This is a genomic window from Actinomadura napierensis (assembly GCF_039529375.1).
Taxonomy (GTDB): Bacteria; Actinomycetota; Actinomycetes; order Streptosporangiales; family Streptosporangiaceae; genus Spirillospora; species Spirillospora napierensis.
This window is the reverse complement of record NZ_BAAAMR010000013.1, coordinates 54,378-80,075: the sequence shown is the minus strand read 5'-3', so window position 1 is coordinate 80,075 and position 25,698 is coordinate 54,378. Positions and strand designations below refer to the sequence as shown.

27 protein-coding genes, 1 tRNA gene and 1 pseudogene are annotated in these 25,698 nt (G+C 69.1%); 14 read left to right on the top strand and 15 right to left on the bottom strand.

The features are described 5' to 3' along the window. Positions 1-112: 112 nt before the first annotated feature. Positions 113-1,123, bottom strand: a complete 1,011-nt coding sequence (locus tag ABD296_RS10345; RefSeq protein WP_344264096.1) for an alpha/beta fold hydrolase — start codon at positions 1,121-1,123, stop codon at positions 113-115. 328 nt (positions 1,124-1,451) lie between these two features. Here ABD296_RS10345 and ABD296_RS10340 point away from each other — a divergent pair, with 328 nt between their 5' ends. From ABD296_RS10340 to ABD296_RS10330, 3 genes are all read left to right on the top strand, one after another. Then, a complete protein-coding gene (locus ABD296_RS10340) occupies positions 1,452-3,350 on the top strand; it encodes a RelA/SpoT family protein (protein ID WP_344264094.1) in 1,899 nt (632 codons plus the stop codon). Between the two features lie 34 nt (positions 3,351-3,384). Next, positions 3,385-3,837 carry a universal stress protein gene (locus ABD296_RS10335; RefSeq protein ID WP_344264092.1) on the top strand — a complete coding sequence of 151 codons (453 nt, stop codon included), beginning with the start codon at positions 3,385-3,387 and terminating at the stop codon, positions 3,835-3,837. Positions 3,838-3,898: 61 nt separating this feature from the next. Continuing rightward, a complete protein-coding gene (locus ABD296_RS10330) occupies positions 3,899-4,768 on the top strand; it encodes a hypothetical protein (protein ID WP_344264090.1) in 870 nt (289 codons plus the stop codon). On the opposite strand, the gene ABD296_RS10325 is transcribed toward ABD296_RS10330, so the two are convergent. Then, on the bottom strand, positions 4,749-5,381 hold the full coding sequence (locus ABD296_RS10325; RefSeq protein WP_344264088.1) for a hypothetical protein: 633 nt from the start codon (positions 5,379-5,381) through the stop codon (positions 4,749-4,751). The genes ABD296_RS10330 and ABD296_RS10325 overlap by 20 nt on opposite strands. Before the next feature lie 154 nt (positions 5,382-5,535). On the opposite strand from ABD296_RS10325, the gene ABD296_RS10320 reads away from it, so the two are divergent. After that, positions 5,536-5,898 (top strand): DUF2203 domain-containing protein, encoded by a 363-nt coding sequence (locus ABD296_RS10320; protein ID WP_344264086.1) that lies wholly within the window; start codon positions 5,536-5,538, stop codon positions 5,896-5,898. A gap of 70 nt (positions 5,899-5,968) precedes the next feature. On the opposite strand, the gene glnII is transcribed toward ABD296_RS10320, so the two are convergent. From glnII to ABD296_RS10300, 4 genes are all read right to left on the bottom strand, one after another. Further along, a complete protein-coding gene (gene glnII, locus ABD296_RS10315; RefSeq protein WP_344264084.1) occupies positions 5,969-6,985 on the bottom strand; it encodes a glutamine synthetase GlnII in 1,017 nt (338 codons plus the stop codon). 132 nt (positions 6,986-7,117) lie between these two features. Next, on the bottom strand, positions 7,118-8,131 hold the full coding sequence (locus ABD296_RS10310) for a ketopantoate reductase family protein (protein ID WP_344264082.1): 1,014 nt from the start codon (positions 8,129-8,131) through the stop codon (positions 7,118-7,120). A 58-nt stretch (positions 8,132-8,189) separates the two neighbouring features. Next, the gene (locus tag ABD296_RS10305) at positions 8,190-8,639 is read right to left on the bottom strand and encodes a group II truncated hemoglobin (RefSeq protein ID WP_344264081.1); all 450 of its coding nucleotides are present in this window, start codon (positions 8,637-8,639) and stop codon (positions 8,190-8,192) included. Positions 8,640-8,733: 94 nt separating this feature from the next. Next, a complete protein-coding gene (locus ABD296_RS10300; RefSeq protein ID WP_344264079.1) occupies positions 8,734-9,582 on the bottom strand; it encodes a metal-dependent hydrolase in 849 nt (282 codons plus the stop codon). A 196-nt stretch (positions 9,583-9,778) separates the two neighbouring features. On the opposite strand from ABD296_RS10300, the gene ABD296_RS10295 reads away from it, so the two are divergent. The 4 genes and pseudogenes from ABD296_RS10295 to ABD296_RS10285 all read left to right on the top strand — a co-directional run bounded on the left by ABD296_RS10295 (position 9,779) and on the right by ABD296_RS10285 (position 12,773). Then, positions 9,779-10,465, top strand: a complete 687-nt coding sequence (locus tag ABD296_RS10295) for a DUF899 domain-containing protein (RefSeq protein WP_344264077.1) — start codon at positions 9,779-9,781, stop codon at positions 10,463-10,465. A 98-nt stretch (positions 10,466-10,563) separates the two neighbouring features. After that, positions 10,564-11,787 carry a cytochrome P450 gene (locus tag ABD296_RS10290; protein ID WP_344264075.1) on the top strand — a complete coding sequence of 408 codons (1,224 nt, stop codon included), beginning with the start codon at positions 10,564-10,566 and terminating at the stop codon, positions 11,785-11,787. A gap of 140 nt (positions 11,788-11,927) precedes the next feature. Then, a pseudogene (locus ABD296_RS50825) lies at positions 11,928-12,186 on the top strand (IS256 family transposase); the annotation flags it as partial. Then, positions 12,183-12,773 carry a hypothetical protein gene (locus ABD296_RS10285; protein ID WP_344264073.1) on the top strand — a complete coding sequence of 197 codons (591 nt, stop codon included), beginning with the start codon at positions 12,183-12,185 and terminating at the stop codon, positions 12,771-12,773. The pseudogene ABD296_RS50825 and the gene ABD296_RS10285, both read left to right, overlap by 4 nt. A 447-nt stretch (positions 12,774-13,220) precedes the next feature. Here the strand turns inward: ABD296_RS10285 and ABD296_RS10280 are convergent, their stop codons facing one another. After that, positions 13,221-13,649, bottom strand: a complete 429-nt coding sequence (locus ABD296_RS10280; protein WP_344264071.1) for an NUDIX hydrolase — start codon at positions 13,647-13,649, stop codon at positions 13,221-13,223. An 81-nt stretch (positions 13,650-13,730) separates the two neighbouring features. On the opposite strand from ABD296_RS10280, the gene ABD296_RS10275 reads away from it, so the two are divergent. Further along, on the top strand, positions 13,731-14,516 hold the full coding sequence (locus tag ABD296_RS10275; RefSeq protein ID WP_344264069.1) for a GntR family transcriptional regulator: 786 nt from the start codon (positions 13,731-13,733) through the stop codon (positions 14,514-14,516). A 130-nt stretch (positions 14,517-14,646) separates the two neighbouring features. Continuing rightward, a complete protein-coding gene (locus ABD296_RS10270) occupies positions 14,647-15,024 on the top strand; it encodes a hypothetical protein (RefSeq protein WP_344264067.1) in 378 nt (125 codons plus the stop codon). 1,063 nt (positions 15,025-16,087) lie between these two features. Here the strand turns inward: ABD296_RS10270 and ABD296_RS10265 are convergent. Both ABD296_RS10265 and ABD296_RS10260 read right to left on the bottom strand, forming a co-directional pair. Continuing rightward, positions 16,088-17,524: an ApeA N-terminal domain 1-containing protein gene (locus ABD296_RS10265; RefSeq protein WP_344264065.1), complete on the bottom strand. Its 1,437-nt coding sequence runs from the start codon at positions 17,522-17,524 to the stop codon at positions 16,088-16,090. Between the two features lie 21 nt (positions 17,525-17,545). Next, entirely contained in the window at positions 17,546-18,235 is a 690-nt protein-coding gene (locus tag ABD296_RS10260) for an HAD family hydrolase (protein ID WP_344264063.1), read from the bottom strand. A gap of 86 nt (positions 18,236-18,321) precedes the next feature. Between ABD296_RS10260 and ABD296_RS10255 the strand changes: the two genes are divergently transcribed. From ABD296_RS10255 to ABD296_RS10240, 4 genes are all read left to right on the top strand, one after another. After that, positions 18,322-19,533: a helix-turn-helix domain-containing protein gene (locus tag ABD296_RS10255; RefSeq protein WP_344264061.1), complete on the top strand. Its 1,212-nt coding sequence runs from the start codon at positions 18,322-18,324 to the stop codon at positions 19,531-19,533. Between the two features lie 334 nt (positions 19,534-19,867). After that, the gene (locus tag ABD296_RS10250; protein ID WP_344264059.1) at positions 19,868-20,134 is read left to right on the top strand and encodes a hypothetical protein; all 267 of its coding nucleotides are present in this window, start codon (positions 19,868-19,870) and stop codon (positions 20,132-20,134) included. Continuing rightward, on the top strand, positions 20,131-20,352 hold the full coding sequence (locus ABD296_RS10245) for a hypothetical protein (protein WP_344264057.1): 222 nt from the start codon (positions 20,131-20,133) through the stop codon (positions 20,350-20,352). The genes ABD296_RS10250 and ABD296_RS10245 overlap by 4 nt, the downstream gene beginning before the upstream one ends. A gap of 169 nt (positions 20,353-20,521) precedes the next feature. After that, positions 20,522-21,142 carry a site-specific integrase gene (locus tag ABD296_RS10240; protein WP_407061465.1) on the top strand — a complete coding sequence of 207 codons (621 nt, stop codon included), beginning with the start codon at positions 20,522-20,524 and terminating at the stop codon, positions 21,140-21,142. A 57-nt stretch (positions 21,143-21,199) separates the two neighbouring features. On the opposite strand, the gene ABD296_RS10235 is transcribed toward ABD296_RS10240, so the two are convergent. The 6 genes from ABD296_RS10235 to cbbX form a co-directional block, all read right to left on the bottom strand. Then, positions 21,200-21,274: transfer RNA gene (locus ABD296_RS10235), tRNA-Val, on the bottom strand. Between the two features lie 106 nt (positions 21,275-21,380). After that, positions 21,381-22,565 (bottom strand): geranylgeranyl reductase family protein, encoded by a 1,185-nt coding sequence (locus ABD296_RS10230; protein ID WP_344264055.1) that lies wholly within the window; start codon positions 22,563-22,565, stop codon positions 21,381-21,383. Positions 22,566-22,597: 32 nt separating this feature from the next. Then, positions 22,598-23,245 (bottom strand): dienelactone hydrolase family protein, encoded by a 648-nt coding sequence (locus tag ABD296_RS10225; protein ID WP_344264053.1) that lies wholly within the window; start codon positions 23,243-23,245, stop codon positions 22,598-22,600. Then, a complete protein-coding gene (locus ABD296_RS10220; RefSeq protein WP_344264051.1) occupies positions 23,242-23,661 on the bottom strand; it encodes a CBS domain-containing protein in 420 nt (139 codons plus the stop codon). The genes ABD296_RS10225 and ABD296_RS10220 overlap by 4 nt, the downstream gene beginning before the upstream one ends. Before the next feature lie 83 nt (positions 23,662-23,744). Continuing rightward, positions 23,745-24,653, bottom strand: a complete 909-nt coding sequence (locus ABD296_RS10215) for a PAC2 family protein (RefSeq protein ID WP_344264049.1) — start codon at positions 24,651-24,653, stop codon at positions 23,745-23,747. Between the two features lie 99 nt (positions 24,654-24,752). Continuing rightward, positions 24,753-25,691, bottom strand: coding sequence for a CbbX protein (gene cbbX, locus ABD296_RS10210; RefSeq protein ID WP_344264047.1), 939 nt, complete (start codon positions 25,689-25,691; stop codon positions 24,753-24,755). Positions 25,692-25,698 lie beyond the last annotated feature (7 nt).

Here is a 25,698-nt window from a genome sequence, read left to right as displayed (position 1 = left end):
CGGAACACGGAGACGACACACCCGGGGACGCCCTGATGGCGGCACCGCAAAGGACTTTCGAACCTTCCTTGGGCTGCGGGAGACCCGCCGGACGGGCGACCGGGCGGTCAGGTCAGACCGTCACCGCGGGGGCGCGGCGCTGCCGGCGGATGCCGTGCCGGACGGTGCCCTCGTCCAGCCAGCGGTCCAGGTGCGCCCAGGTGGTCGCCCGCGCGGACCGTCCGGTCAGCACGTCGAGGTGACCGCCGGACACGACCTCGAAGCGCACCTTCGGCGCCCCCGGCAGCAGCCGGATCAGCGGCAGGACGGAGCGGACCGGCGCGATGCCGTCGCCGCGTCCCGCGATGGCCAGAACCGGCACCCGGACCCGCCCCAGTTCCACCCGCCGGCCGTCGACGTCCACGGCGCCGGCGGCCAGCGCGTTGTCCCGGAAAAGGGCACGGCGAATGTGCCGCGCGGTGCGGCCGGGAAATCCGGCCATCGTCGCGGTGAATTGTTCGACGGCTTCGATCTGGGCAAGGAGATCGGCATTGTCGAGATGGGCCAGCGTCCGATACGGGCGGAGCACCCGTTCCTCGATTCCCGCCGGCGGGCGCGGCACCGGCAGCCGGACCGGGGGCCGTGCCGCGCGGGCGTCGACGGGCGCCGCGACGGCGGCGACCGAGGCGATCGGCAGGCCCGGGTCGTCGGCGGCGGCCAGCAGCGACACGACCCCGCCGAGGCACCAGCCGACGAGCTGGACGGGCTGCCCGCCCGCGTCCCGGCTGACCGTCCGGATCGCCGCCGGGAGCACCTCGCGGACCCATTCCCGCAGGCCGGTGGGGGCGAGGTCGTCGTCGAGCAGGTAGCCGATCCGCCCGGCGCGCACCACGTGCTCGGCGAGGCTGCACCCGCGGCGCAGGTCGTAGCAGCGGGCCGGGACGGCCGGCGGCGGCACGAACAGCACCGGCGGCCCCGCGGGCACCACCCCCTCCGGTGGGCGGTACCGCCGCACCGCGCGGGCCGCCCCACCGCCCTCCAGCGGATCGGCCGGCATCGGGCGCAGATCGGCGAGATGGCCGTGTCGCGCGAGCTGGACGGCATTCGCCGCGGCGGTTCGCACGCCTCGCGGGGAGAGGATCATTTCACCATTATCCATCCGCATTGGCAGAACGCGGCGCGAGCACATTGACCATAGGCGGCCCATCGCCCTTGCGAGCATTCATACACTGGTCAGCGCATCCGGAGAATATCCGGCCCGTGAAGCCGGTGTTAAATCGTCTTGACAGGGCGCGGCGGCGGGTCCGTAATGGGCGTGCGGGCCGGGCCGGCGATGGCGCGCTCCAGCGGCCGTCCGGCGGCACCGGCCCGGCGCGAACGCCCCGGTCTCGCGCCGCCGCCGCGACATCGCGCATAATGTCGGTCACAGCCAGTAGCAGCGGCGCTACAGGGGCAGGCGGCAGGTGGGCGCGATGACGACCCTCGATCCGGCGAACTCCACAGGCGCGGGCGCCACGGGCACGGCCTCGACGGGCACGGCCGTCCCCGCGGGCGCGCGGGCGGGCGAGGCCGTGCTTCCCGACGGCCGCGTCCGCGTTCCGCCGCGCGGGCGGCTCGGGTTCCCGCCGCGCGCCCGGCCCCGGGCGCCGCTCCCCGGCGCACCGGTACGGGCGCCGCGCGGCCCGGTCCGGCTCCCGCTGCGCTCCCGGTCCGCCGCCGGCGATCCGGTGCTCCCCGCCGTCGCGCCGCTGCTCGCGGTGCACCGGGCCGCGTGCCCCGGCGGCGACGAGGCGGAGCTGCTGCGCGGCTACGAGGTCGCCGAGCGGCTGCACCGCGGGCAGCTGCGCAAGTCGGGCGCGCCCTACATCACCCACCCGCTGGCCGTCGCGATGATCCTCGCGGGGATGGGGATGGACACCACCACCCTCGTCGCCGCGCTCCTGCACGACACCGTCGAGGACACCCACTACACCCTCGGCGAGCTCCGCGCCGACTTCGGCGAGGAGATCGCGGTCCTGGTCGACGGCGTGACGAAGCTGGACGGCAGCCGGTGGGGCGACCGCGCCGAGGCCGAGACGTTCCGCAAGATCGTCCTCGCCGCGGCGGCCGACCTGCGGGTGCTGGTCATCAAGCTGTCCGACCGGCTCCACAACCTGCGCACGCTGCGCTACCGGCCGGCGCACAAGCGCGCCCCGTACGCCAAGGCGTCCCAGGAGCTGCTCGTCCCGTTCGCCGAGCGGCTCGGCATCCACGTGCTGAAGCGCGAGATGGACGACCTGGCCTTCGCCGCCCGCTCCCCCGAGGCGCACGCCGCGACCGAGCGCGCCGTCCGGACGGCACTGCGTCGGGCCGGCGCGGCGTTCGCGCCCGCGATCGCGCGGATCCGCGCCGCGCTCGCCGAGCACGGCGTCCGCGCGCAGGTGCGGATCCGGCCGTCGCACCTGTACGCGGTGCACGTGTCGTCCGGCGGCGACCTGGCCGGGCTGCGGCCCTGCGAGGCGGCCCGGCTGCTGCTGCTGGTCGACGGCTCGGAACGCGACTGCTACATCGCGCTCGGCGCGGTGCACGCCGCGCTGCACCCGGTCCCCGGGCAGGTCCGCGACTACATCGCGGTGCCGAAGGACAACATGTACCGGTCGCTGCACACCCGGGTGATCAGCCCGGACGGCGACCCGTTCGAGGTGATCGTCCGCAGCGAGGCGATGCACCCGGTCGCCGAGTACGGCATCGTCGCGCACATCCGGCGGGCCCGCGACGACGACGCCGCCACCGCCGACGCGGTGGCCGGCCGACGCGACCTGGCGTGGCTGAGCCGGCTGCTGGCCTGGCAGTCCAACGCGCCGTCCGCCGACTTCCTGGACGGCCTGCGCGCCGACCTCGCCGCCGGGCACGTCGCCGCGTTCACCCCGGACGGCCAGGCGGTGCCGCTGCCGGCGGGCGCGACCGCGCTCGACTTCGCCTACGCGCTGGACCCCGGCACCGGCGACCGCTGCATCGGCGCCGTCGTCAACGGGCGGCTCGCGCCGATGTCGGTGCAGGTCCGCAGCGGCAACGTGGTCGAGGTGCTCACCGACCCGGCCGGCTCCCCGTCCGAGGACTGGCTCGACTTCGCGGTGACGGTCCCGGCGCGCATGCACATCCGGCGCGGCCTGGCGCTGCGGCGCGCGGAGGAGGCCGCGGACGCCGGGCGCCGCAGCCTCGTCCGGGCGCTGGCCCAGCGGCGGATCGACCTGCTCGCCGCGGAGGCGCGCGGCGACTCGCTGGCCGTCGCCCGCGATCTCGGCTACGGCGAGATCGACCAGATGTACGGGGCGCTCGCGGCCGGCGCGCTCGGGCTGGACGACCTGGTGGCCCGCTTCACCCGACCCTGACATTCCCGACTACCCTGGTCGGCGTGATGATCACATGACGGGCGAGGGGCCGTTCGAGTACGGCGTGGACGGGCCGAAGGTGATCGTGGCCGGCGTCGACGGGTCGGAGACCTCGCTGCACGCGGGCGCGTACGCCTGGGGCCTGGCGCGCCGCGGCGGGGCCCGGCTGGTCCTCGTGCACGTGGCGCCGATCGCGGCGCTGTCCACGCTCACCGCCGGCGGCGCCGCGGTCATGCGGGAGGCGGGCGAGGCCGTCGTCGAGGAGCTGCGCCGCGAGCTGGAACGCGCCGCCGCGCACGACGAGGTCCGCTACGAGTTCGTCACCGAGCAGGGCGACCCGTTCACCGTGATCTCCCGCCTCGCCGACGAGAACCGCGCGGACGCGGTGGTCGTCGGCGCGTCCGCGAAGGCCGGGCACCGGCTGATCGGGTCCGTCGCGGTCCGGCTGGTCCGCACCGGCCGCTGGCCGGTCACCGTCGTCCCGTGACCGGCCCGCGGTCGGCGGCGCGGGCGGCAGGTTGGACGACGGCGGCGGGGGAAGTGGTCGGGTGAACCGTGCGGAGGACGAGGCGGGGGCGACGATGTCGGAGCCTTACCTGACGGAGGTCGGCTGGGCGGGGTCCGCGCTCCGCGTCGCCGGCGCGATCAGGCGCGACGACGACCTGCCCGCGATCCCGGAGATGGAGCTGCTGCTGCGCGAGCGCGACGGCGGCGGCCTGCTGCGGCTCCCCGCGTCCGTCACGGCGGAGGACGGCCTGATCACCTTCGAGGCGCTGGTGGACGTCGCGGCCGTCGAGCGCGGCGAGCCGCTGCCCGGCGGGCTCTGGGACGTCGACCTCGCCATCGGCGCGCCGCCGGAGGGGCGGGTCGTCGAGCTCGGGCCCGAGCGCGCGCCCGGCCTGGACACCTCGCCGCAGCGCCGCTTCCTGCCCGGCGCGGTCACCGTCGCCGCCTACTTCGGGGGGCGCGGCACGCTGTCCATCGACGTCGGCGGGCGCTCGCACGTCGCCGGCACGACCGCCGCGGACGCGATCGCCTGGGACGAGCGGCGCGCCGAGGTCGTCATCACCGGGCACATCGACCGCGGCTGGATCAGCATGCCGATCTCCGGGACGCTGATCCTCACCGAGCAGCGCAGCCGCAAGACCTTCGAGGTCATCGCCGCGCTGGAGGAGTCGGACGACCGGCTCGCCTACCGGGCCGTGCTGCCGGTCACCCGGGCGTACGTCGACGACCCGCTGCCGCGCGGCACCTGGGACGTCTCGCTCTGCCTCGGCTTCTCCGGCATGCACCGCGAGCTGGCCGTCCTCGCCCCGGACGAGCCCGTGGACGTGCAGGTGTGGCGGCGGCTCCGGCACGTGCGCGTCGCGTCCTCGTCCGCGCCGGACCCGCTGGCCATCACGGTCGGCCGCGCCTGAACGGCCGGTCCGGCCAGAAGGGCCGCGACGCCGCGGCCACCACCCCCGCCAGCAGCACCACCACCGACGTCCCGCCGACCAGGTTGACGCACGCGGTCGCGACCGCCGCGTCGAACGGCCCGTGCAGCAGCAGCGGCAGGATCGTCAGCAGCACCACCGCGAACCCGCCGATCCACGCGAACGCCCGGACCGGGCGCGCCGCCGTGGCCAGCAGCAGGTGCATCAACGCGGTCGCCTGGATCGTCCCGGCCATCGCGACCAGCGCGTAGCTCGTCGCCGCCGGGCCCGCCGGAGTGCGCCCGCCCGCGAACACCGGCACGTCCAGCCCGAAGAGGCCGCGCAGCCCCATCACGGCCGCGAACGCCATGCCCGCCGCGGCCAGCGACGCCGCCGTCCCCGCCCACCACAGCGGGCGCAGCGGCAGCGCCGACCCCGCCGAGATCTCCTCGTGCAGGGCGACGAACTCCTGGTACCTCCTCGCCGGAGCCTCCACCCGGCGCCGCCGCGCCGTGGAGGGACACCGGAACGACCGCTCGTACGGCCGTGGCGCAGGACGGCCGGCGTGCCTGCCGGGCAGGCCGCCGGGGTACCGCCCGAACGGCGTATCGGGCATGTTCCCTCCCCCCGGTGCGAACGATGTAGGTGCTACCCGGCACCGATGGGGGGAACTCTCGCAAGCACAACAATTTGCAGATGTTTGGCCCCGTCACCGGTCATAGCGCCGTTCATCGCGTAAGCGAAAGTCGCGGAGCGATAGCGTCGGCACGGTGGAACGACAATTCACCGTGGCGCAGGCGCGCGCGCTCGTCCCCGAGGTCCGCGAGCACGCCGCCGAGATCGTCCGGCTCCGCGCCGACCTCGCCGAACTGGCCCTCGATCTGCGCACCGCCGGGGAGTCGGCGTTCGGCGGGATGGCCGAGGCCAAGTCCTACGAGGCCCGCATCGACGAGCACGTCGGCTGGTTCACCGACCAGGGGATCGAGATCAAGGGCATCGCCCCGTTCCTGATCGACTTCCCCTCGACGCTGGACGGCCGGTCGGTCCGGCTGTGCTGGCTGGAGGGCGACACCGAGCTGGCCTGGTTCCACCGCACCGAACTCGGCTTCGCCGGCCGCCGTCCCCTCCCCTGACGAACGCGAAGGACCCCGGGGGTCGCCCCCCGGGGTCCTGCAATGTCCGAAACGTCAGACCTGGCCGGCCTTAGACCTGGCCGGCCTTCTCCAGCGCCGCGCAGCAGGTGCCGGTGATGAGCCGGGCCACCACGTACGGGTCGACGTTGGCGTTCGGGCGCCGGTCCTCGATGTAGCCCTTCTTCTCCACCTCGACCTGCCACGGGATCCGCACGGACGCGCCGCGGTTCGACACGCCGTAGCTGAACTCGCTCCACGGCGCCGTCTCGTGCATCCCGGTCAGGCGGCGCTCGATGTCGGCGCCGTAGCCCTGGACGTGCTCCTGCGCCCGCTCGGCGAGCGCCTCGCACGCGGTGATGACGGCGTCGTAGTTCTCGCGCATCGCCTTGGTCGAGAAGTTGGTGTGCGCGCCGGCGCCGTTCCAGTCGCCCTCGACCGGCTTCGGGTCGAGCGTCGCGGACACGCCGGAGTTCTCGGCGATCCGGTAGAGCAGCCAGCGCGCGACCCACATGTGGTCGCCGACCTCCAGCGGGCCCGCCGGGCCGATCTGGAACTCCCACTGGCCGGGCATGACCTCGGCGTTGATGCCGGAGAGCTTCAGGCCCGCCTCCAGGCAGGCGTCCATGTGCCGCTCGACGATCTCACGGCCGAACACCTCGTCCGCGCCGACACCGCAGTAGTAGAAGCCCTGCGGCGCGGGGAAGCCGCGCTCGGGGAAGCCGAGCGGGCGGCCGTCCTTGAAGAAGGTGTACTCCTGCTCGATGCCGTACCAGGAGTCCTGGTCGGCGTACTGCTCGGCGACCGGGCGCAGCTCGGCGCGCGTGTTGGTCTTGTGCGGCGTGCCGTCGACGAGGTAGACCTCGCAGAGGACGAGCTTGTGGTCGCCGCCGCGCAGCGGGTCGGGGCAGGAGAAGACCGGCTTGAGCACGCAGTCCGAGTGGTCCCCGGGGGCCTGGTTGGTGCTGGAGCCGTCGAAACCCCAGTCCGGCAGGTCGGCGCCGTCGGGGAGGATCCTGGTCTTGGACCGCAGCCGGGCGGTGGGCTCGGTGCCGTCGATCCAGATGTACTCGGCCTTGTAGCTCAACATCGATCCCTTCGCTCACTGCCGGGCCTTGTGGGTTTCTCGGCACGGGCCACGCTGCCAACCAGGCATTTCGCACCTGTTGCCCAAATGTGAACGGCGTGTAACACGCGCCCCCTTGCCGCGCCGAGACCCTTCTCACACCCCGCCGGCGGCGCGGGCGAGTTCCGCGCCCGTCATCGAGCCGGGCTCGCGGCCGGACCGCGCGAAGTCGTTCGCGACCCGCAGCAGCCCCTCGTTGACCGGTGTCGCGATCCCGTGCAGCCGCCCGAGCAGCACGATCTCCCCGTTGAGGTAGTCGGCCTCGACCGCCCCGCCGCCGCGCCGCAGGCTCTGCCACGTCGAGCCCCCGGCCGGGCCGCCGCCCTCGACGGGCCGCACCTCGACCCGGCCCGCCCGCAGCTCGCTCTGCTCCTCGCGGGTGGCGCGGTCGATCCCGGCCGCGTCCAGCACCCGCACCGCCTCGGCCTGTGCCTCCGCGACCAGGGACTTCTCCTCTTCACCGGCCAGCGAACCGCACACCGCCTCGACCGCGTTCGCCAGGTTCCCGAGCAGCTTCGCGTACTTCCAGCGCATCACCTCGGACGTGACGGGCGCGAGGAAGTTCGCCTTCTCCAGCCCGTCCGCGATCGCGCGGGCCGTCTCGTCGGCGCCCGACGGGTACCGCCCGAGATTGAGGGCACCGGTGTACGGCGCGCACCGCACGGTGATGACCCCCGGCTCCAGATACGTCGCCGGAAGGAACACGCACATCCCGTAGACCCGCCGGAAGCGCCGCAACGCCAGCCGCTCGGACTCCACCCCATTCTGCGCGCAGACCAGCGGCAGCCGCTCCCCCGCCGTCCCGCCGCCCTCGACCGGCCGTGAAGCCCACGCGTCCAGCGCCGTGATCGCGTCCTGGGTCTTCACCGCCAGGACGAGCACGTCCTCCGCGGTGAGCTCCAGAGCCTCGGGGCCGTCGACGACCGGCACGGCCACCTCTGCCACGCCGTCCGGCCCGACGAGCCTGAGCCCCCGCTCGCGCAACACCTCGTACTGCGCGCCGCGGGCGACGAGCACCACGTCCTGCCCCGCCTGCCGCAACCGCCCGCCGACCGCCCCGCCGATCGCGCCCGCGCCGATGATGACGTACCGCATGAAAGCCCCGTCCACCGTGAACGATCCTGACCGTCCCACGATAGACACCAAGATCGACTGCGGTGAGGGCGCGTCACGAGGTGGCGGCGGGCCAGTCCCAGTGGGGCACCTCGCGCAGGGGGTGCAGCTCGTCGTCGGTCTCGGCGCGGGAGTTCTGCATCGCGACCTGCGTGCCGAACTCGACGTGCTCCAGCAGCGCCTGCCGGAACGGCGCGTCGTCCGGCAGCTTCGCCGCGTCGGCCGCGGCCATGTAGAGCTCGACGAACCTGCGCCGCTGCTCCTCGGTGATCGCCAGATGGCGGTGCACGTCGATGAGATGGGCGAAGCCGCCCATCTCCCGCGTGAAGGTGTCGGGGCCGCCGAACGTCTCGGCGGTAAAGGCCGTTAGGTGGTCGACGTGCGTGGACTGCCCCTCGCCGAACAGCGGCTGCAGCAGCGGGTCGGCGAGCAGCGAGCCGTAGAAGACATCGAGGAAGCGATGGAGGCCCTCTTGGCCGCCCGCATGTTCGTACAGCGTCCGCATGACCCCACCCAGCCCGCCGTGTCGGCAACAAGCCGTTTATCGCAGCCGCCCGCCGGTCCTGTCCATGGCATCGCCACATCCGGCCGCGCGGCGTTCAGTCGAGTTCGGCCCGCTCGTCGAAGAGCTTGGCCTTCCACGTCCGTTCCAGAGCGGTGGTGTCGTTGTCGTCCGGGTGGAAGTCGCGCCGGTTGTAGTCGCGCAGGTGCCGGATGACGTCGGGCTGGATGAACGGCGAGGTGCGCAGCCGGCGCAGGCTGCGGGCCAGGCGCGGGAGGCGGTAGGCCTCCGGGTCGAGCGCCAGCGACAGCGCCGTCATCAGGACGACGAACAGCAGGAAGTCGGCGGTGACGGCGTTCATGACCCACCGGCGGACGCGCTGGTCGCCGCTGACGGTCTGGAACACGTCGAACGCGACGGACTTGTGCTCGCTCTCCTCCAGCGCGTGCCACAGGAACATCCGCCGGATCTCCGCCTCGGTGAACATGTCCCGCGCCTCCGGCTTGTTCAGCAGCACGTAGGCGAGCGTGGCGGTGTAGTGCTCCAGCGCGGCGGTGACGGCGAGCTGCACGTCCGGCGGCAGCACCCGCGACAGGAGCGCCAGCCCGTACTTGGTGTAGCGGTCGATGAACCGGGCCGGGTAACCGAGCTCGCGGAGCCGCTCGTTGAAGTGCCGGTGCTCGCGGCCGTGCGTCACCTCCTGCCCGATGAACCCGGCGACCTGCGCCTTCAGCTCCGGGTCGGTGACCTGGTCGCGGTAGTGCCGCACGGTCTTGACGAAGAAGTCCTCGCCCTCGGGGAACACCGACGACAGCACGGTGACGATGTGGCTCATGACCAGGTCGTCGTTCATGTAGTGACGTGGCAGCCGCCCCTGCGGGTAGGCGAACCGGACACGGCGGGCGCGCACGGTGCGGGGGCGGACGCGGAAGGCGGAACTGCTCATGGGACTTCTGTCCGTTCACGAGGGGGTGATATCCGCTTTGCCCTCGACGGTACGAACGCCCTCGTGATCGCCTCAACCCCGCCGGCCCGTGACCCGCATCACAATTGGACGCGATGCCAATTACCGGGCCGCCGATGAGTTCGGCGGCCGAGCGGGGTCCACATACAGAACGCACGCCGTTTACACAGGAGGACCCATGGCCGCCAAGGCACTACCGCCCGTCGTCGACGCCGAGACCTGGCAGCGCGACCTCGACGAGCTGCGCGCTCGGGAGAAGGCCGCGACCAGGGAACTCGACGCGATCGCCGCCCAGCGCCGACGGATGCCGATGGTCGAGATGCCCGACTACACCCTCGAAGGCGAGGAGGGACCCGTCCGGCTGGCCGACGTCTTCGACGGGAAGTCCCAGCTGATCGTCTACAACCACATGTGGTTCCCCGGCAAGACGTGGCAGTGCCCGGGCTGCACGGGATTCACGTCGCAGTACACGCGGCTCGAGTTCCTGGACGCCTACGACGCCCGCTTCGTCATCGTCACCCAGGGCCCGATCGACGAGGCGCTCGCCTACAAGCGGCGGGTCGGGAACAAGATGACCTGGTACTCCACGGCGAACAGCTCGTTCGGCACCGACGTGGGCGCCCCGCCCGGAGGCGGCTTCGCCGTCAACGTCTTCCTCCGCGACGGCGACACCGTCTACCGCACCTGGCACACCACCGGCCGGGGCACCGAGCAGCTCGGCCACACCTTCCCGCTCATCGACCTCCTGCCGTACGGCCGCCAGGAGGAATGGCAGGACGTCCCCGACGGCTGGCCCCAGTCCCCCACCTACAGCCGCTGGCCCAGCCCCAAGGACATAGCCGCCCACTACGGCGAAGAAGCCTGACCCCCGCTCGCCGATCAAGGTTTCCAGGGGGACCCGGACGCCGATCGACAATCAAACAAGCAGTTGCTTCACGCCCTGGCCGGTGCCAGCCTTGGACGATGGACGACCTCGACCTGACCGATCTGGATCGGTTCGCGCACGGGTTTCCATACGAGGTCTTCGACGAGCTCCGGCGGGAGGCGCCGGTCTGGTGGCACCCCGCGACCGAGCACACTCCGGGCGGCGAGGGCTTCTGGGTGATCAGCCGGTACACCGACGTCGTGGCCGCCGCGTCCGACGCCACGACGTTCTCCTCGGAAGGCGGGCCCGGCCGCACCGGCGGCGGAACCCTCATCGAGGACCTCCCCGGCGGCTTCGCCGCCGGCGTCCTGCTGAACATGATGGACGCCCCCCGGCACCAGCACTTCCGGCGCCTGCTGACGCCGAGCCTGACCCCGCGCACCCTGCAGACGATCGAGGAGGACCTGCGGCGGCGTGCGGAGCGAATCGTGGACGCCGCGCTGGCGAAGGGCGAGTGCGACTTCCTGACCGATGTGGCGGCTGAACTGCCGCTGCAGGCCGTGGCGCAACTTCTCGGCGTCCCCCAAGAGGACCGGCACCAACTGCTCCTGTGGGCCGATGCCACCCTCGACCACGAAGACCGGGCCCTCGGAGAGAGCACCGAGCGCACCCAACAGGCGGCAGCAGAGATGTTCGCCTACGGGACGGCATTGCTGGAACGCAAGCGCACCGACCCGGCCGACGACCTCCTCTCACTCGCCGCTCACGCGCGCATAGACGGCGCCCCGCTCTCAGACCTAGAAGAGCAAATGCTCTTCAACCTGCTGATCGCAGCAGGAAGCGAAACCACCCGCAACGCCATCGCCGTCGGCGTACACGCCATGATCGACAACCCGCACACATGGGAACGACTCCAAGGCAACAGGCAACAACTCCCGACCGCGATCGAAGAAATGCTGAGGTGGTCCTCCCCAACGCCCTACAACCGCCGCACCGCCACCCGTGACATCACCCTCGGCGGTCAGCAGATCCGGGCAGGAGACAAGGTCACCCTCTGGTGGGCATCGGCGAACCGCGACGACGAAACATTCCCCGGCGCCTACCGCTTCGACATCACCCGCACCCCGAATCCCCACCTGGCATTCGGCCGCGGCGGCCATTTCTGCCTGGGCGCAGCACTGGCCCGAATGGAGATGCGCGTAGTGCTAGACACCCTCCTAGACAGAGTCGACTCCCTAGAACTGACCGCCCCAATCGAACACACAAGAAGCAACAAACACACAGGCATCCGCCACATGCCCATCCACCTGACCCCTCGGTGACACCCTTTTCCGAGGAAAACAGGGAGGACGGTTAGCGGGGCACGACACACGTGCAGGACCGCTCCCCACGCTCCTCCTGAGGCTTCGCCCGCCGGGCACCTGCCCCAGCAGCACGACCGGCCCGCGCGATCCCGTCCGCCGACCAAGACATGCTCCTAGCGTTCTTCGCCCCCGCCGAGCACTGGCCTGCGGACCACCAGTTCCACCGAGTCGACCTTCGCCACCATCCGGCGCCCCACGAAGGTCACCCAGAGCGCAGGCCACCGCACCGCCAGACTTACGATGGTGTTCAAGGTCGTCGAGTCGGCTCAGCCCCGATGGCTCTCGGTCAACGGCGCCCATCTCATCCGCGCCGGAGCCCGCTTCGAACACGGCCAACTGGTTACGGTGGCCGCATGACCGCGCAGAACGACTCAAGCTCACCAGAGTCCATCCGCGAGGGAAAGTACGCGCGAGTCGAGCGGGAGAGACGGTTTCTGCTGGCGGCCCCGCCACCGCTGACAGCCGCCACCGCCATCCGCCGGATCACCGACCGGTATCTGGTCGGGACGCGCCTTCGCCTGCGGCGGGTCGAGCATCTGAACAGCGGGACCCGGGAGTTCAAGCTCACCCAGAAGGTGCCCGCCCACCAAGCCGGCCCTGTCCAGGGTCTGATCACGAACATCTACCTGAACCGCCCCGAGTACGACCGGCTCGCCTCGCTCCCGGCCATGGAACTGTCCAAGACCCGCTTCAGCGTCCCGCCCCTGGGCATCGACGTCTTCGATCCGCCCCTTAACGGTCTGGTCCTCGGCGAGGCCGAATTCGCAACAGACGAAGAGGCTTCGTCCTTCGTCCCGCCACACGGGATCACCGCCGAGGTGACCGACGACGCCCGCTTCACCGGCGGCAGACTCGTCCAGACCGAGCGACACGAACTGCTTGAATGGCTAGCCGAGTACGAAATCACGCCGGTGTCCAACACGCCCGACCCAGGCGAAGCCTGACCGATCGGGCGTCCGGTCGCTGCTCAGATCGAGAGCGCGTTCCCGGGCGTCTGCGCCTGGTACGGCAAGGCCACCGAAGCTGACTTGGGCTCTCTACGTCGCGATCTCATCAGAGCGAACCTTGTCGAGCAGGTGCCGCCTGCGGCTGAGCGTCAGGAGTTTGATCTGCAAACCCTGTACGCCACCCCACGTACAGGATGGTCTGTTCTGATGATGTTTGCGTAGAGAAAGTATTTATAATGCGAGAGCTCTTGACTCCGAGAATACAGAAGGGCAGCACCCCGAGAGCCTTTTCGTGTCACCTCGCTTCACAATTGGCTTCTCAACTTGAACGAAGATGACTACCGCCTCTCGACGCGCACTCTGCATCCGGGCGGCGCTCTTTGTAGAGGCGATGCCACTCACCACGGGATGTCCACCGCAGCGCATACTCCGGTCAAGCGCGCATCAGCCGAGAATGTCTACGCCGTCGTGTTGGCGGATTGGGACGGTGGAAGACATGGTGAGAGCGTCTTGAACTCGGATGGCGAAGGCTTCGTCGGCCAACTCGGCGACCTCATCAGCCGTGACCCAGCGGAAGGCGGAGGTCTCGTCCGACTCTCGGAGGGAGCCGGCCTCTGCCTTGCAGCGGAAGACCAAGGCCACGATGCCGCGGGTCATGTTCTTGTAGACGCCGGTCAGGGCGGTCGGCGTCACGTCCAGGCCGGTCTCCTCCTGGACCTCACGGCAAAGGCCCGTGATGATGTCCTCGTCCTGCTCAAGTACACCGCCGGGCGCCTCCCAGCGGCCGTTGTCGCGGCGCTGGATCAGGAGGGCGCGGCCCCGGTCGTCGACCACGACTCCCGCCACGCTGACGGAGTGGCGGCTGTCGGGCATTTCGCAAGCTCCTCTGACCAGGCCCAGCTACTAGACTCCAACGCTAGTACATGTACGTACGAGTTGAGGAGCTGGCCGCGCGTGGGCGAGCTGGGGTTGCCGGACTTGGACCCGACGAGTGATCGGCCGGTCTTCAAGCAGATCGCGGATCACCTTCGGGCGGCGATCGACGGCAAGGAGTTGGCGCCGGGCGAGAAACTCCCATCGGAAAGCCAGCTGATCGGGCACTATGACGTGGCCAGGATGACCGTTCGCCACGCTCTGCAGATTCTGCAGAGCGAAGGGTTGACCGTCGCCGAGCATGGGAAAGGCGTTTTCGTCCGGTCGCGGCCACCGGTGCGGAGGCTGGCGTCCGACCGTTTCGCTCGTCATCACCGCGAAGAGGGTAAGGCGGCTTTCATAGCCGAGGCTGAGGAAGCCGGCGTCAAGCCGTCGGTCGACTCGATCAACGTCACGGAGAGCAAGGCATCGCCTGAGATTGCGTCCAGGCTGAATCTCTCAAGCGATGACTCGGTCATCATTCGGGCGCGTCGGTACCTGCTCAACGGACATCCCGTGGAGACGGCGACCTCATACATTCCGGCCTCGGTCGCTCGCGGCTCGCAGATTGCGCAGACCGACAGTGGGCCCGGTGGGATCTACGCCCGCCTGGAGGAGTTGGGCCATCGTCTCGACCACTTCACCGAGGAGATCCGGGCCCGGATGCCGCTGCGCGATGAGGCTCGGGCGTTGAAGCTCGCGCCCGGAGTGCCAGTGTTCCACCTGATTCGCACGGCCTATGACCAGGCAGGACGGCCGGTCGAGGTCTGCGACACGGTCATGTCTAGTGACGCGTACGTCCTCTCGTACGAACTCCCGGCACGTTAGCGCTTGACTCGTCTAGACGAGTTGTGTCACGGTTTTCGTGCTCGTCTAGACGTCTAGATGTGATCGTCGATCGTCGTCCGGACAGATCAGTCGGACACCCGTTGCTTCAGCTCCCTGAGAGGTATCGGTCATGAACGATTCGGACACGCAGTACGAGGAGGGTTCCTGGCGCGCCGTCGCTCTGGCGTTGGTGAATGCGCTGGAGCGGCGCGGGCTGGAGGCTCAGGTCCACGGACATCGAGCGGTGCGGGTGAGCAACCCCGCTGGAGAACCCGACCCGGACGACCCGTGTGGGGCGTTGATGCATCCGGGGATGCGGCAAGAGGTGGTGTGCCGCAGCCACGACGGCGCATTGTGGTGGTGGTGGGCGTGGGCGGGACCGACCCGCCAATCCCCGCCGGAGCTTGAACTGTTGTGCCCGCTGCTGGAGACCGACACGGCGGCAGAGCGGATCGCGCGAGTGCTCGCAGTACCGTTCGCCGACTCGCCGGCTGAGACCAGTCCATGAACACGGCCCGGGTCGTGCTGCCGGACGGACTGAGCGGGCGTCCGGTCACTGCTCAGATCGAGAGCGAGTTCCCGGGCGTCTGCGCCTGGTACGGCAAGGCCACCGAAGCATGGTGGGCGATGGTTCGGGTCCACGGCGTACCACGCCTTGTGGAAGCCCCGAACCCTCAGGAACTGCGAAACGCGATCATCCACCTACGAGGGTGGTCCTGGCCGCACTGACATGCGCACACCACTGATTCGGATGACCACGCTCGCGGGCATATGGCACGGCAGCGGCACGAGACCCCGTTTCCTCGACTCGGAAACGGGGTTCTTGGCTGGTGGGCGCGGACGGTTTCGAACCGCCGACTCCTCGCTTGTAAGAACTCGTGATCACCTGAACGGCGCCCCTGACCTGCACCCTTGCCGCGCGCCCGGACAGCTCGCCCCACCTGCCACACGACCTAATGGCACGCTAATGGCACGCGCGCGACGCCCGATCCCGCAGGTTGATCACGCCTCCGGCCTGGCCAGACCCACAGACACCACCGCCCCCAAATGGCACGCGAATGGCACACTGCCTCGCCCGCGCGGCACGCGCACCACACCCCGCCTGATCTTCCCGTCTGCCGTCGTCCCGCGCTCCGCGTTGCCGGGCCTGGGGCAGGGGGCCAAGGTGGAGCGCCCGACTGGACGAACGACCTTGGCCCCCTGCCCAGGTCTGGTAGATCTCCGATCGGGACGACGGCAGACGGGAAGATCAGGCTTCCCCCAAGCCCTCGGTGACCGTCACGCGAACGGCTGAGCTTCCCAGAGTCAGAGGCCCCCGCCGGAGGCATGTAAGAGCCTCGGCTACGTGAGGCCTGGCGGGCGGCGGCGCGACCCCGTGACTGCCGTTCGCCGGCGGACGCGGACGCGTCGCGATGCGCGGCCCGGCGCTGCCGTCCGGTGACCGGCGCCCACGCCGCACGCTCCGGGCGGCAAGGCGCTGGGCCGCGCAGCGGCGCAAGCGCCGTCGCCCCTTGATCCCGAACAGCCCAATTCGACAGCAATCCGTGCTTGCGTAGTACCAAATGCACTGATCAGGGCTTCAGAAGTGAAACCTGTCCTCTGGCTACGAACTTTCCACGGTGATCAATAAACAAGCCAAATGCATCGAACGATGAGCATATATTAGAGCATTCCTGTTCCTTTCGGAATGAAAAATGGTCCTGCTCGGCGTCGACCCCGGCAAGGTCGAGGGCCAATAAACGCACGACCAGAGTTGCGACCTTTTGAACAAGTAAAGTCTCCTCAGTTTTTGGAAACTGTCCACGGTCGTAATGCTTGATCGTATTGTAATTATGTGCCATTGCTTGGGCCAAGGCAATGCGAGAGTTTGCTATGCCTAGACACGGAAATCCCGTTATAGATACGCACCGAAAGGCAAACGTCGACGTGGTCGGGCGATTCGATCTGGAATAGGTTTCGTCTTCCCCGCCAACAGATCCGATAATGTTTCCCGCCGCCTCGATCGCCATCGATGCATTGACTACTGAGTTTTCTAGGCCAACTTCCTCGGCGTTCATTGAACTCAAAGCCGGATAGATAAATCGCTCCCAATCTTTGAATTTGTTCGCCCAGTCCCGTAGGGCTGGTCCACCTACCTCGCCAGCCGAAGCCAGCGGCTCGCTGAGCATTTTGCTGTCAGGTTTGGCTCGCTTGTACTCCTGTACGGTATCTCGGCTAATTAGTTCGCAGAATGAGAAATGCCTAAGCTTTCCACTCATCGCTCTCTCGGGAAAGCGTTTGTCGCGCACGAAGTGTTTCCGATAATAGACCATCGCCCCGTGAACCAGGGCTACCAGAGTTTTGACCTTGCGGTGCTCATCCAGGTGAGCCGATATCGGTCGTGGATCGCGAAATGTGCTTTCCAAGTACACGACCTCATCTACAAGATAGCCGCCACCCGGAGATTTGGCTGACCAATTGATAGAAAGAGTCATTTTGGCCGCACCTTGCCACCAAGTGATGCTTTGTGTAGTTTCGATCTCAACTACGACCTTCTTCACAAGGTTGCTCTTGTCTACGACTTGTTCATCTTTTATTGAGCTAAAGTTCGTCCATTCAGCAAGGCCGTCAAAGTGTGACCGAAGCGTCTTTACCGTAAGCGGATCGCCTAGACTCCCCTCTCGCTGCTTAAGGACCACCTCATTGGGGGCAATCTTCCCCAAGGCTATTCCCAGACCCGGTTTGGCCGAATAGCCAGAAAATCGACAATCAAAAAGGATTAGAATGCCATCGTTTGACACAAATAGAACGTTTTTGGGCGGAATTCGTTCACTAAACCATTTTTGGGCACTATCAAACTGTCCGGTTCTGGCGTACTCAAAATAAGGAACCTCAACACGAATGCCGCGTCCCTCATTGAACAATAGATTGCCGACCACATACGGAGTTCCTTCAACTCCATCGATCATAATTCCAGCCAGCGAGTCTCCTGCGGTTAGAGATTTATTTGTGGCCATTTCACCTTTCATTTCGTCGAGTACTCTCGTATCTTATCCATTAATCAAATGCATGACAGAAGCAGTGTCAGCGAGGTCGCTCAACACGACCGAAGCTCCGGATTCGTGTAGCTCCTTGGCGGTGGTTTGTCCGGTTGCCACTGCAATGACACTCGATCCGCCTTTGCGTCCGGCTTCTACATCACTGACCGTGTCCCCGATTATGTAGGTGATTTCGCGGGTGTAGGCGTGGCCTGTGCGGCTGGCCGCTCGTCGTTGGGCAATGGGGACTAAGTTGGGTCGTACTGAGTCGTCTGTGCCGTAGGCGCCTGATTCTAGGTCTAGGTAGTGGGCTAGGTCGAAGGTTTCTAGCTTGGCTATGGCGGAGGGCTTGGGATTGCCGGTCAGGACGGTCTGGGTGATGTCGGGCAGCTCGGCGAAGGCGGCTAGGGCTTCGTGGGCTCCGGGGAGTGCTCGGCCTCGCTGGCGCATCTCGTCGGCTCGGGCTCGGTAGCCGGCGGCCTGGGCCTCGACGAACTTGGGGAAGTAGTCGCCTGGGTCCTCGATGTTGTAGAGGTCGAGGGTTTCGCGGAAGATGACCTGCTCCGTGCGGCCGGTGACGTCGGCTAGGCGGTCGATGGGTCGGCCGGTGACCTGCTCGAACGCGTCTTTGAAGACCTCGCTGCCTACTCCCCCGGTCTCTATGAGGGTGTGGTCTATGTCCCACAGGATGAGCTTGTGCACGCTGTCACGTCCTCCTGGTGCTGCGGTCGCGGGCTCTGGCTGCCTACCCTGGTCGTGCCTAGTCTTCCCGCCCTCCGGGAGTGAGTGTGTCTGAGTCAGTCGAGATCGGCATCGGCGAGCGGCTGCGGTTCTACCGGCAGGGGCGGAGGAAGACACAGGCCGTGGTGGCGGGCCTGGCTGGGGTGAGTGAGGACTACGTCTCGCAGATTGAGCGGGGCGCGAAGACTCCTACCGTGGGGTTGTTGCACAAGTTCGCCCGGATTTTGGGCGTGCCGGTGTCGGCTCTGCTTGGTGAACCGCAGTTCGAGCGGAACGGGACGATTCATCCGGTGGCGTCTGAGTTGCATCGGCGGATGATGTCGTTCGGTGGGCCGAGTGGTGAGGCCGTTGACCTGGTGGAGTTGCGGCAGAGGGTTGATGCGGCCTGGGCTATCTGGCAGACGTCACAGCGGCGGTATACGGAGGGCGCGGAAGTCTTTCCGGAGTTGCTGACGGACGTACAGGTGGCGGCGCGGTCGTTTCGAGCTTTCGGGGAAGTTGAGCAGCGGCGGGAGGCTGCCCGGCTGTCGTCGGACACGTATTTCCTGTTGCGGACGTTCGCCAAGCGCATCGGACGGACTGATCTGTCGTTGCTGGCCGCTGACCGCGCGATCGCGGCCGCATATGAGACCGATGATCCGCTGAGAGTTGCGGGCGCTCACTGGAATCTCGGGCACATCCTCATCGCGCAGAGTGAGGCGGAAGCGGCTGAGGAAACCGCCATGCACGCGATCGAGGAACTAAAGCCGAACGTCGATAGCGGCGGCGACTGGTTGGCTATGTCGGGCGCACTGTGGTTGGTGGCGTCGGTCGCGTCGGTGCGTCAAGGGGACGCGTGGGCCGCGCGGGATCGGCTGCGGGAACACGCACTGCCGGCGGCTGAGGCGACGGGTGAAGGAAACGTGATGTGGACGGTGTTCGGGCCGACGAACGTCCATCTGCACGCGATGAGTGTCGAGATGGAAGCCGGAGAATCGGCTGAGGGGTTGAGCATCGCCGATCGGATCGACGTCACCTCGTCGCCGTCGCTGGAGCGGCAGACGACGTTCTACCTGGAGTTGGCGCGGCTGCATGACCAACGACGTGATGATGCGGCGGTGCTGCTGCATCTGATGAGCGCGGAAGCGAGTGGGCCGGAAGACCTGCGGTACAACCTGCTCGCGCGTGATCTGGTGCGTGGGCTGTTGAAGCGGGCGCGGCCGAGTATGACCCTTCAAGTGCGGGCTCTGGCCAAGCGCATCGGGTTGGTTGCCTCATAGGCGACACCCGTACTGCAAGGCGACCCGAACTGAGAGTTCGGGTTGTGTGCCTGAACCGCTCTTAACGTCGTCGCCACGACGTCCACAGAGCGGCCAAGGAGTCCCCTGCCTTGCTGAACACCCCGGCGCATCCCTCGTCTACTCCGGAACCTTGCGTCTCGTGCGGCGGACGACGACGAAAGTTCGTCCTGCCCCGGCGGCGCCTGGTCATCGTCCCTGCTGATGCCGCGTCGGTGGCGGCCCCGGCCCGGGTGCCGGAGACGTGCCCGCGGTGCGACGGTACGGGAATCGAGGCGGCGTGATGGCGGCGTGGAGCGGCCGGGACCGTGAGCTGATGCTCCTGGGCGAGTTGTACGTGGCGCTCGCGAAGCTCGGGGCGGACGTCCAACTACGGGACGCGATTCCGGGACTGACGGTCAGTGCGGTGCGGGAGGGTTCGCGGCCTGTCGCCGGCTACGTGGTCCTGCACGGTGGTACGCGCTTCACCTGGTGGCGGGTGGACAGCAATCACACGGCGTCCGATATCGAGGGCGCTGCCCGCCGGATCATGGAATTTCTGGAGGGTGAACCGCGGGGCCGTGGACGGGAGACGGGGGCATGACCTCGGCCGTGGATGGTCGTGCTCTCGACGTCCGGGCGGTGCGGTTGGAGATCGAACGACGCTATCCGGGCGTGACCGTCTGGTTCGGTGAGACCACGTTCCGGTGGTGGGCGATGGTGTGGTGCGGGACGTGGCGGCTACTGGAGGCGTCCACGCCCAGAGGACTGGTGGGCGCTATCGAGTCGGCTCGGCCTCGTCGCGCGTCGCTCGTCAGATGAGCCGCGGGACCGGCGACGGGTTTCACCTCGGGCGATGGGCAAACGTCGCCGGTCCCGCTTCCAAGTGGGATGAGCTGGGCAAAGGTGTGACAGGGCACGCAACCCGTGCCGTATCAGAGGGGCCGGCGAAGAGACGCCAGACGAGCGGCCGGTCCTTACGGTCGGCCAGGTGTTCAAGCTGGCCGAGATGGTTCCTGAGCACTTGCGTGCCCTCTTGCTCCTCGCAACGTTCGCGAGTCTGCGGTGGGGTGAGGTCGTCGCGCTGCGGCGGATGGACCTGGATCTCAACGCGCGTACGGTCTCCGTCCGGCAAGCACAGGTCGAGCTGGACACGGGCGAACTGATCATCGGGCCGCCCAAGTCACGGGCAGGCCTGCGGGCGGTGGCACTCCCCCGAGCGGTCATCCCGTACCTGCGGCAGCATCTCGGCAACTTCGCCGGCCCCGAACCTGAGTCGCTGATCTTCACCGGCAAGCGGGGCGGAGTGCTGCGGCGGGCGAACTTCCGGCGGGCGACCAAGTGGACCGAGACGGTAACGAAGCTCGGCGTCCCCGAACTGCACTTTCATGATCTCCGGCATACCGGCAACACCTTCGCGGCGGGTTCCGGCGCGTCCCTGTGTGACCTCATGGAGCGGATGGGCCATGACAGCGTGCGGGCCGCGATGATCTACCAGCATCGGACGGCGGGCGGTAACCGGGCGATCGCCCAAGCGATGGACGACAAGATCAACAATGACGACCCGGACGACGACGATGGGGCGGCCGGAGGGCTCGCGATCGTGGGCTAATGGCACGCTAATGGCACGAAGACCCTGTTCCCATGATCGGGAGCAGGGTCTTTTGGCTGGTGGGCGCGGACGGTTTCGAACCGCCGACTCCTCGCTTGTAAGGCGAGTGCTCTACCCCTGAGCTACGCGCCCGTGTGCTCGCCGGGAAAGCGTACCTGGTTCGTGGGGGCGATCGCGAAACGGTTATGGGGTGCGCGGGTTGGGGTTGGGGGCGGTGTCTGTCTTGGGGTGGGGTGGGTTAGGAGGTGGGGGTTAGGTGGGTTATGGCGGTGGCTAGGCGGTCGGCGGATGGGTCGGTGAGGTTGCCGAGGAGTTTGAGGGCGAAGCGCATCAGGGGCGGGTTGGCGATGCCGATGGTGGTGGCAGCGCGCATGACGTGGGGGTTCTCGATGGCGCGGGCGAAGGTGCGGCCGAGGGTGAAGGGGCGTCCGTTGGCCTGGCGGATCGCGGACGGGTAGCCGTAGAGGGCGCGCTCGCGGGCGCCGGGGGTGGGGGCGGCGAGAGCGGTCGTGATGGTTTCGGCGGCGATGCGGGCGGCTTCGAGGGCGTAGGCGATGCCCTCGCCGTTGGACGGGTTGATCATGCCTCCGGAGTCGCCGGTGAGCAGGAGGCCCGGGTAGTAGTGGGGGCCGCGCGTGTAGCCCATCGGGAGTGCGGCGCCGCGGACCGGGCCGAGGGCGTTCTCGGCGGTGAATCCCCAGTCCGGGGGCGTGCGGGCGAGCCAATCGTCCAGCAGGCGGTGGCAGTCGGCGTGGGCGGTGCGCAGGAAGGCGACGCCCACGTTGCAGGTGCCGTCGCCCATGCCGAATACCCAGCCGTATCCGGCGGGGACGAGGTCGAGCCAGGCTTCGAGGTACGGGTCGTCGTGGCGGGGGCTGCGGTAGTAGCGGCGGGCGGCGACGCCGATCGGGCGGTCGCGGCGGGGGTGGAGGCCGAGGGCGACCGAGAGGCGGGAGGACGCGCCGTCCGCGGCGATGACGATCGGCGCGCGGTGGTCGCCGGTTTCGGTGCGGACGCCGGTGACGCGGCCCGTGCGGTCCCGGAGCGGGGCGGTGACCTTGGTGTTCTCCGAGAGGGTCGCTCCGGCGGAGACGGCGTGGCGGGCGAGGATGTCGTCGAAGTCGTGGCGGGTGCGGGTCAGGCCGAAGGGCGGGTAGACGCTCCCTGACGGCCACGGCAGTTCCAGAAGGCGGTCGCCGGCGATCAGGCGGAGGCCGCGGTTGCGGAACCAGCCGGGGGCGTCGATGTCGATGCCGAGGCGCTGGAGTTCCCGGACGGCGCGCGGCGTCAGGCCGTCGCCGCAGACCTTCTCGCGGGGGAACGCGGACTTCTCCAGGACGTGGACGTCGAGTCCGGCGCGGGCGAGGTGGCAGGCGGCGGCGGAGCCGGCCGGTCCGGCTCCGACCACGATGACGTCGGGCATGCCGACATCGTGCCCCGGCCGCCGGTTCCGAATCAGATCCCGTGGTCGAGATGGCGGTTGAACCACTCGGCGGCCTGGGTGGTGACCTCGGTCAGGGCGCCCGGCTCCTCGAACAGGTGGGTCGCGCCGGAGACGATGTGCAGTTCGGCGACGTCCAGGTGCTGTCGGGCCTGCTCGTTGAGGCGCAGGACTTCGGGGTCGGCGCCGCCCACGATCAGCAGGACGGGCGCCTGCACGCGGGGCAGCGACGGGCCCGCGAGGTCGGGGCGGCCGCCCCGCGACACCACCGCGCCGACGACCGGCCGGGCCGCCGCAGCGGCGAGCGCGGCGGCGGCGCGGGCGCTGGCGCCGAACAGGCCGATCCGCAGCCCCGCGGTGTGCGGCGCGGACTCCAGGCCCTCGGCCAGCGCGTCGATGGCGCCGATCAGGCGCAGCGTGAGCAGCTCGATGTCGAAGCGGAGCTCGGCGGTGACCCGGTCGACCTGCTCCTCCTGCTCGGTGAGCAGGTCCAGCAGCAGGGTGCCGATCCCGGCGGCGTTCAGTCCCTCGGCAACGGCGCGGTTGCGGGGGCTGTGCCGGGAGCTGCCGCTGCCGTGCGCGAAGAGGACCATGCCGGCCGGGTCGTCCGGGATCACCAGGTCGCCGTCCAGGTCGGCGTCCGGAAGCTTCAGCGTGATCATGTGTTGGGGGGTTCGGCGCTGATGTCGGCGAGGGCCGAGCGTTCGTCGCGCTGCACCGCCAGGTCCCCGATGGACACCATCCCGATGGGGCGGTCGCCGTCCACGACGGGGAGCCGCCGGACGGCGTGCCGGCGCATCAGCCGGACCGCCTCGTCGGCGTCCTCCTCCGGAGCCACCGTCACCACGTTGGTGCTGCAGATGTCGCCGACCGTGGTGTCTCCGACGTCCTTCTGGACGGCGACGGCGCGGACCACGATGTCGCGGTCGGTGACCAGGCCCCGGAGCCGTCCCTCGTGCACCACCAGCACGTCGCCGATGCCGTGCCGGCGCATCAGGTCGCTCACGGTGACCAGCGTGGTGTCCGGAGACACCGCGACCGGCACCGGCGTCATCACTTCGTTCACTCTCTGGGCCATGGGCGAGCCTCCCCCCTCGGGGACTCGCCTACCCAGGGCCCGCCCGGATATGTCAGTGCCCCCGCCGGGGGCGTCCGCCGGGGTCAGGACGAGGAGTCGGGGCCCTCCTGCTCGGCCAGGAAGCGCTCGAACTGCGCGCCGAGCTCCTCCGCGGTCGGCATGTCCTGCGACTCGGCGAGCAGGCTGTCGCGCTCGGCGGCGCCCGCGAACGCGTCGTACTGCTGCTCCAGCGCCCGGACGACCTTCTCCACCTCGGCGTTGCCGTCGACCTGCTCGGCGATGTCGGCGTCGGTGGCCGCGGCGGCCTCGCGGAGCCGCTCGGCGGGCAGCACCAGCCCGGTGGCGGCGACGACCTGCTCCAGGGCGGCGACCGCGGCGGCCGGGTAGGCCGACTGGGCCAGGTAGTGCGGGACGTGCACCGCCAGCCCGAGCGCGTCGTGCCCGGCCTCGCCGAGCCGCAGCTCCAGCAGCCCGGCCGCGGAGCCGGGGACCTGGACCTTGTCGAACCAGGTGTTGCGGGTGATCAGCTCCGGGCGGGTGGCGTGCGTGGTGACGCCGACCGGGCGGGTGTGCGGCACGCCCATCGGGATGCCGTGGAACCCGACGACCAGCCCCACGTCCAGGCGCTTCACCAGGTGGACGACGGACCGGGTGAACCCCTCCCAGAGCCGGTCGGGTTCCGGCCCGGACAGCATGAGGAACGGGGTTCCGACGCCGTCGCGCATCAGCCGGACGACCAGCTCCGGCTGCTCGTAGGAGGCCCAGTGGTCGCGGTCGAAGGTCATCGTGGGGCGCCGGGCCCGGTAGTCGATCAGCGAGTCGACGTCGAAGCGGGCGATGACGCGGTGCTCCAAGGCCTCCAGCAGGTGCTCGCGCACCAGCTGCCCGGTGGATCCGGCGTCGACGAAGCCGTCGAGGCTGTGCAGCAGCACCGGGCCGGTCATCTCCGGCAGGTCGGTGTCCAGCTCGTACAGATCCTCAGGGTTCAGCAACTTCTCCCCCACCTCTTCATGTCTCGTCTTAACACTAGGACATGAAGAGGTGAATCCCTTTCTCGACTGTGATCGCGGCCTCATTCGGGGTGCCACGGATCACAGGAAGACGCGGCTGGTGAGGAAGTCCTCCGGTCGCAGGGTGGTGAGGGCGGTGCGGTCGACCTCCTCGGCGGCGGCAACGAGGCGGCTGGCGTGGCGGAGGCGGGCGCGTTCGATGGCATTGCGGACGGAGCGGGCGTTGGCGAAGCGCGGCTGGCCGCGGCGCCGGTCGAGGTAGTCGCGGAAGACCGGCTGGGTCTCCGGGGCGAGGCTGTAGCCCTCGCGCTCCATCATCAGGTGCCCGATCGCCTCCAGCTCGTCCGGTTCGTAGTCCGGGAAGTCGATGTGGTGGGCGATGCGGGAGCTCATGCCGGGGTTGGACGCGAAGAAGGAGTCCATGCGGTCCTTGTAGCCGGCCAAGACGACGACGAGGTCGTCCCGCTGGTTCTCCATGACCTGCAGGAGGATCTCGATGGCCTCCTGCCCGTAGTCGCGCTCGTTCTCCGCCCGGTAGAGGTAGTACGCCTCGTCGATGAACAGGACGCCGCCCATGGCGCGCTTGAGGACCTCCTTGGTCTTGGGCGCGGTGTGGCCGACGTACTGGCCGACGAGGTCGTCGCGGGTGACGGAGACCAGGTGGCCCTTGCGGACGTAGCCGAGCCGGTGGAGCAGTTCGGCGAGCCGCACCGCGACGGTCGTCTTCCCGGTTCCGGGACTGCCGGTGAAGCACATGTGCAGGTTGGGACGTCCGGAGTCGATGCCGAAGCGGGCGCGGACGCGGTCCACCAGCAGCAGTGCGGCGATCTCCCGGATGCGGGTCTTCACCGGGGCGAGGCCGACGAGTTCGGCGTCCAGGGCGTCCAGGACCTCGTCGGCGTGCGAGTCGGCGCGTTCCCTGGCGAGGTCGACGCGCGCGTCGGAGGGAAGCGGGGCCGGCTCCCCGGCGGCGGGAGCCTGGGGTGGGTCCGCCGGGGAGCCGTTTTCGGAGGGCCTCATGCCGAAG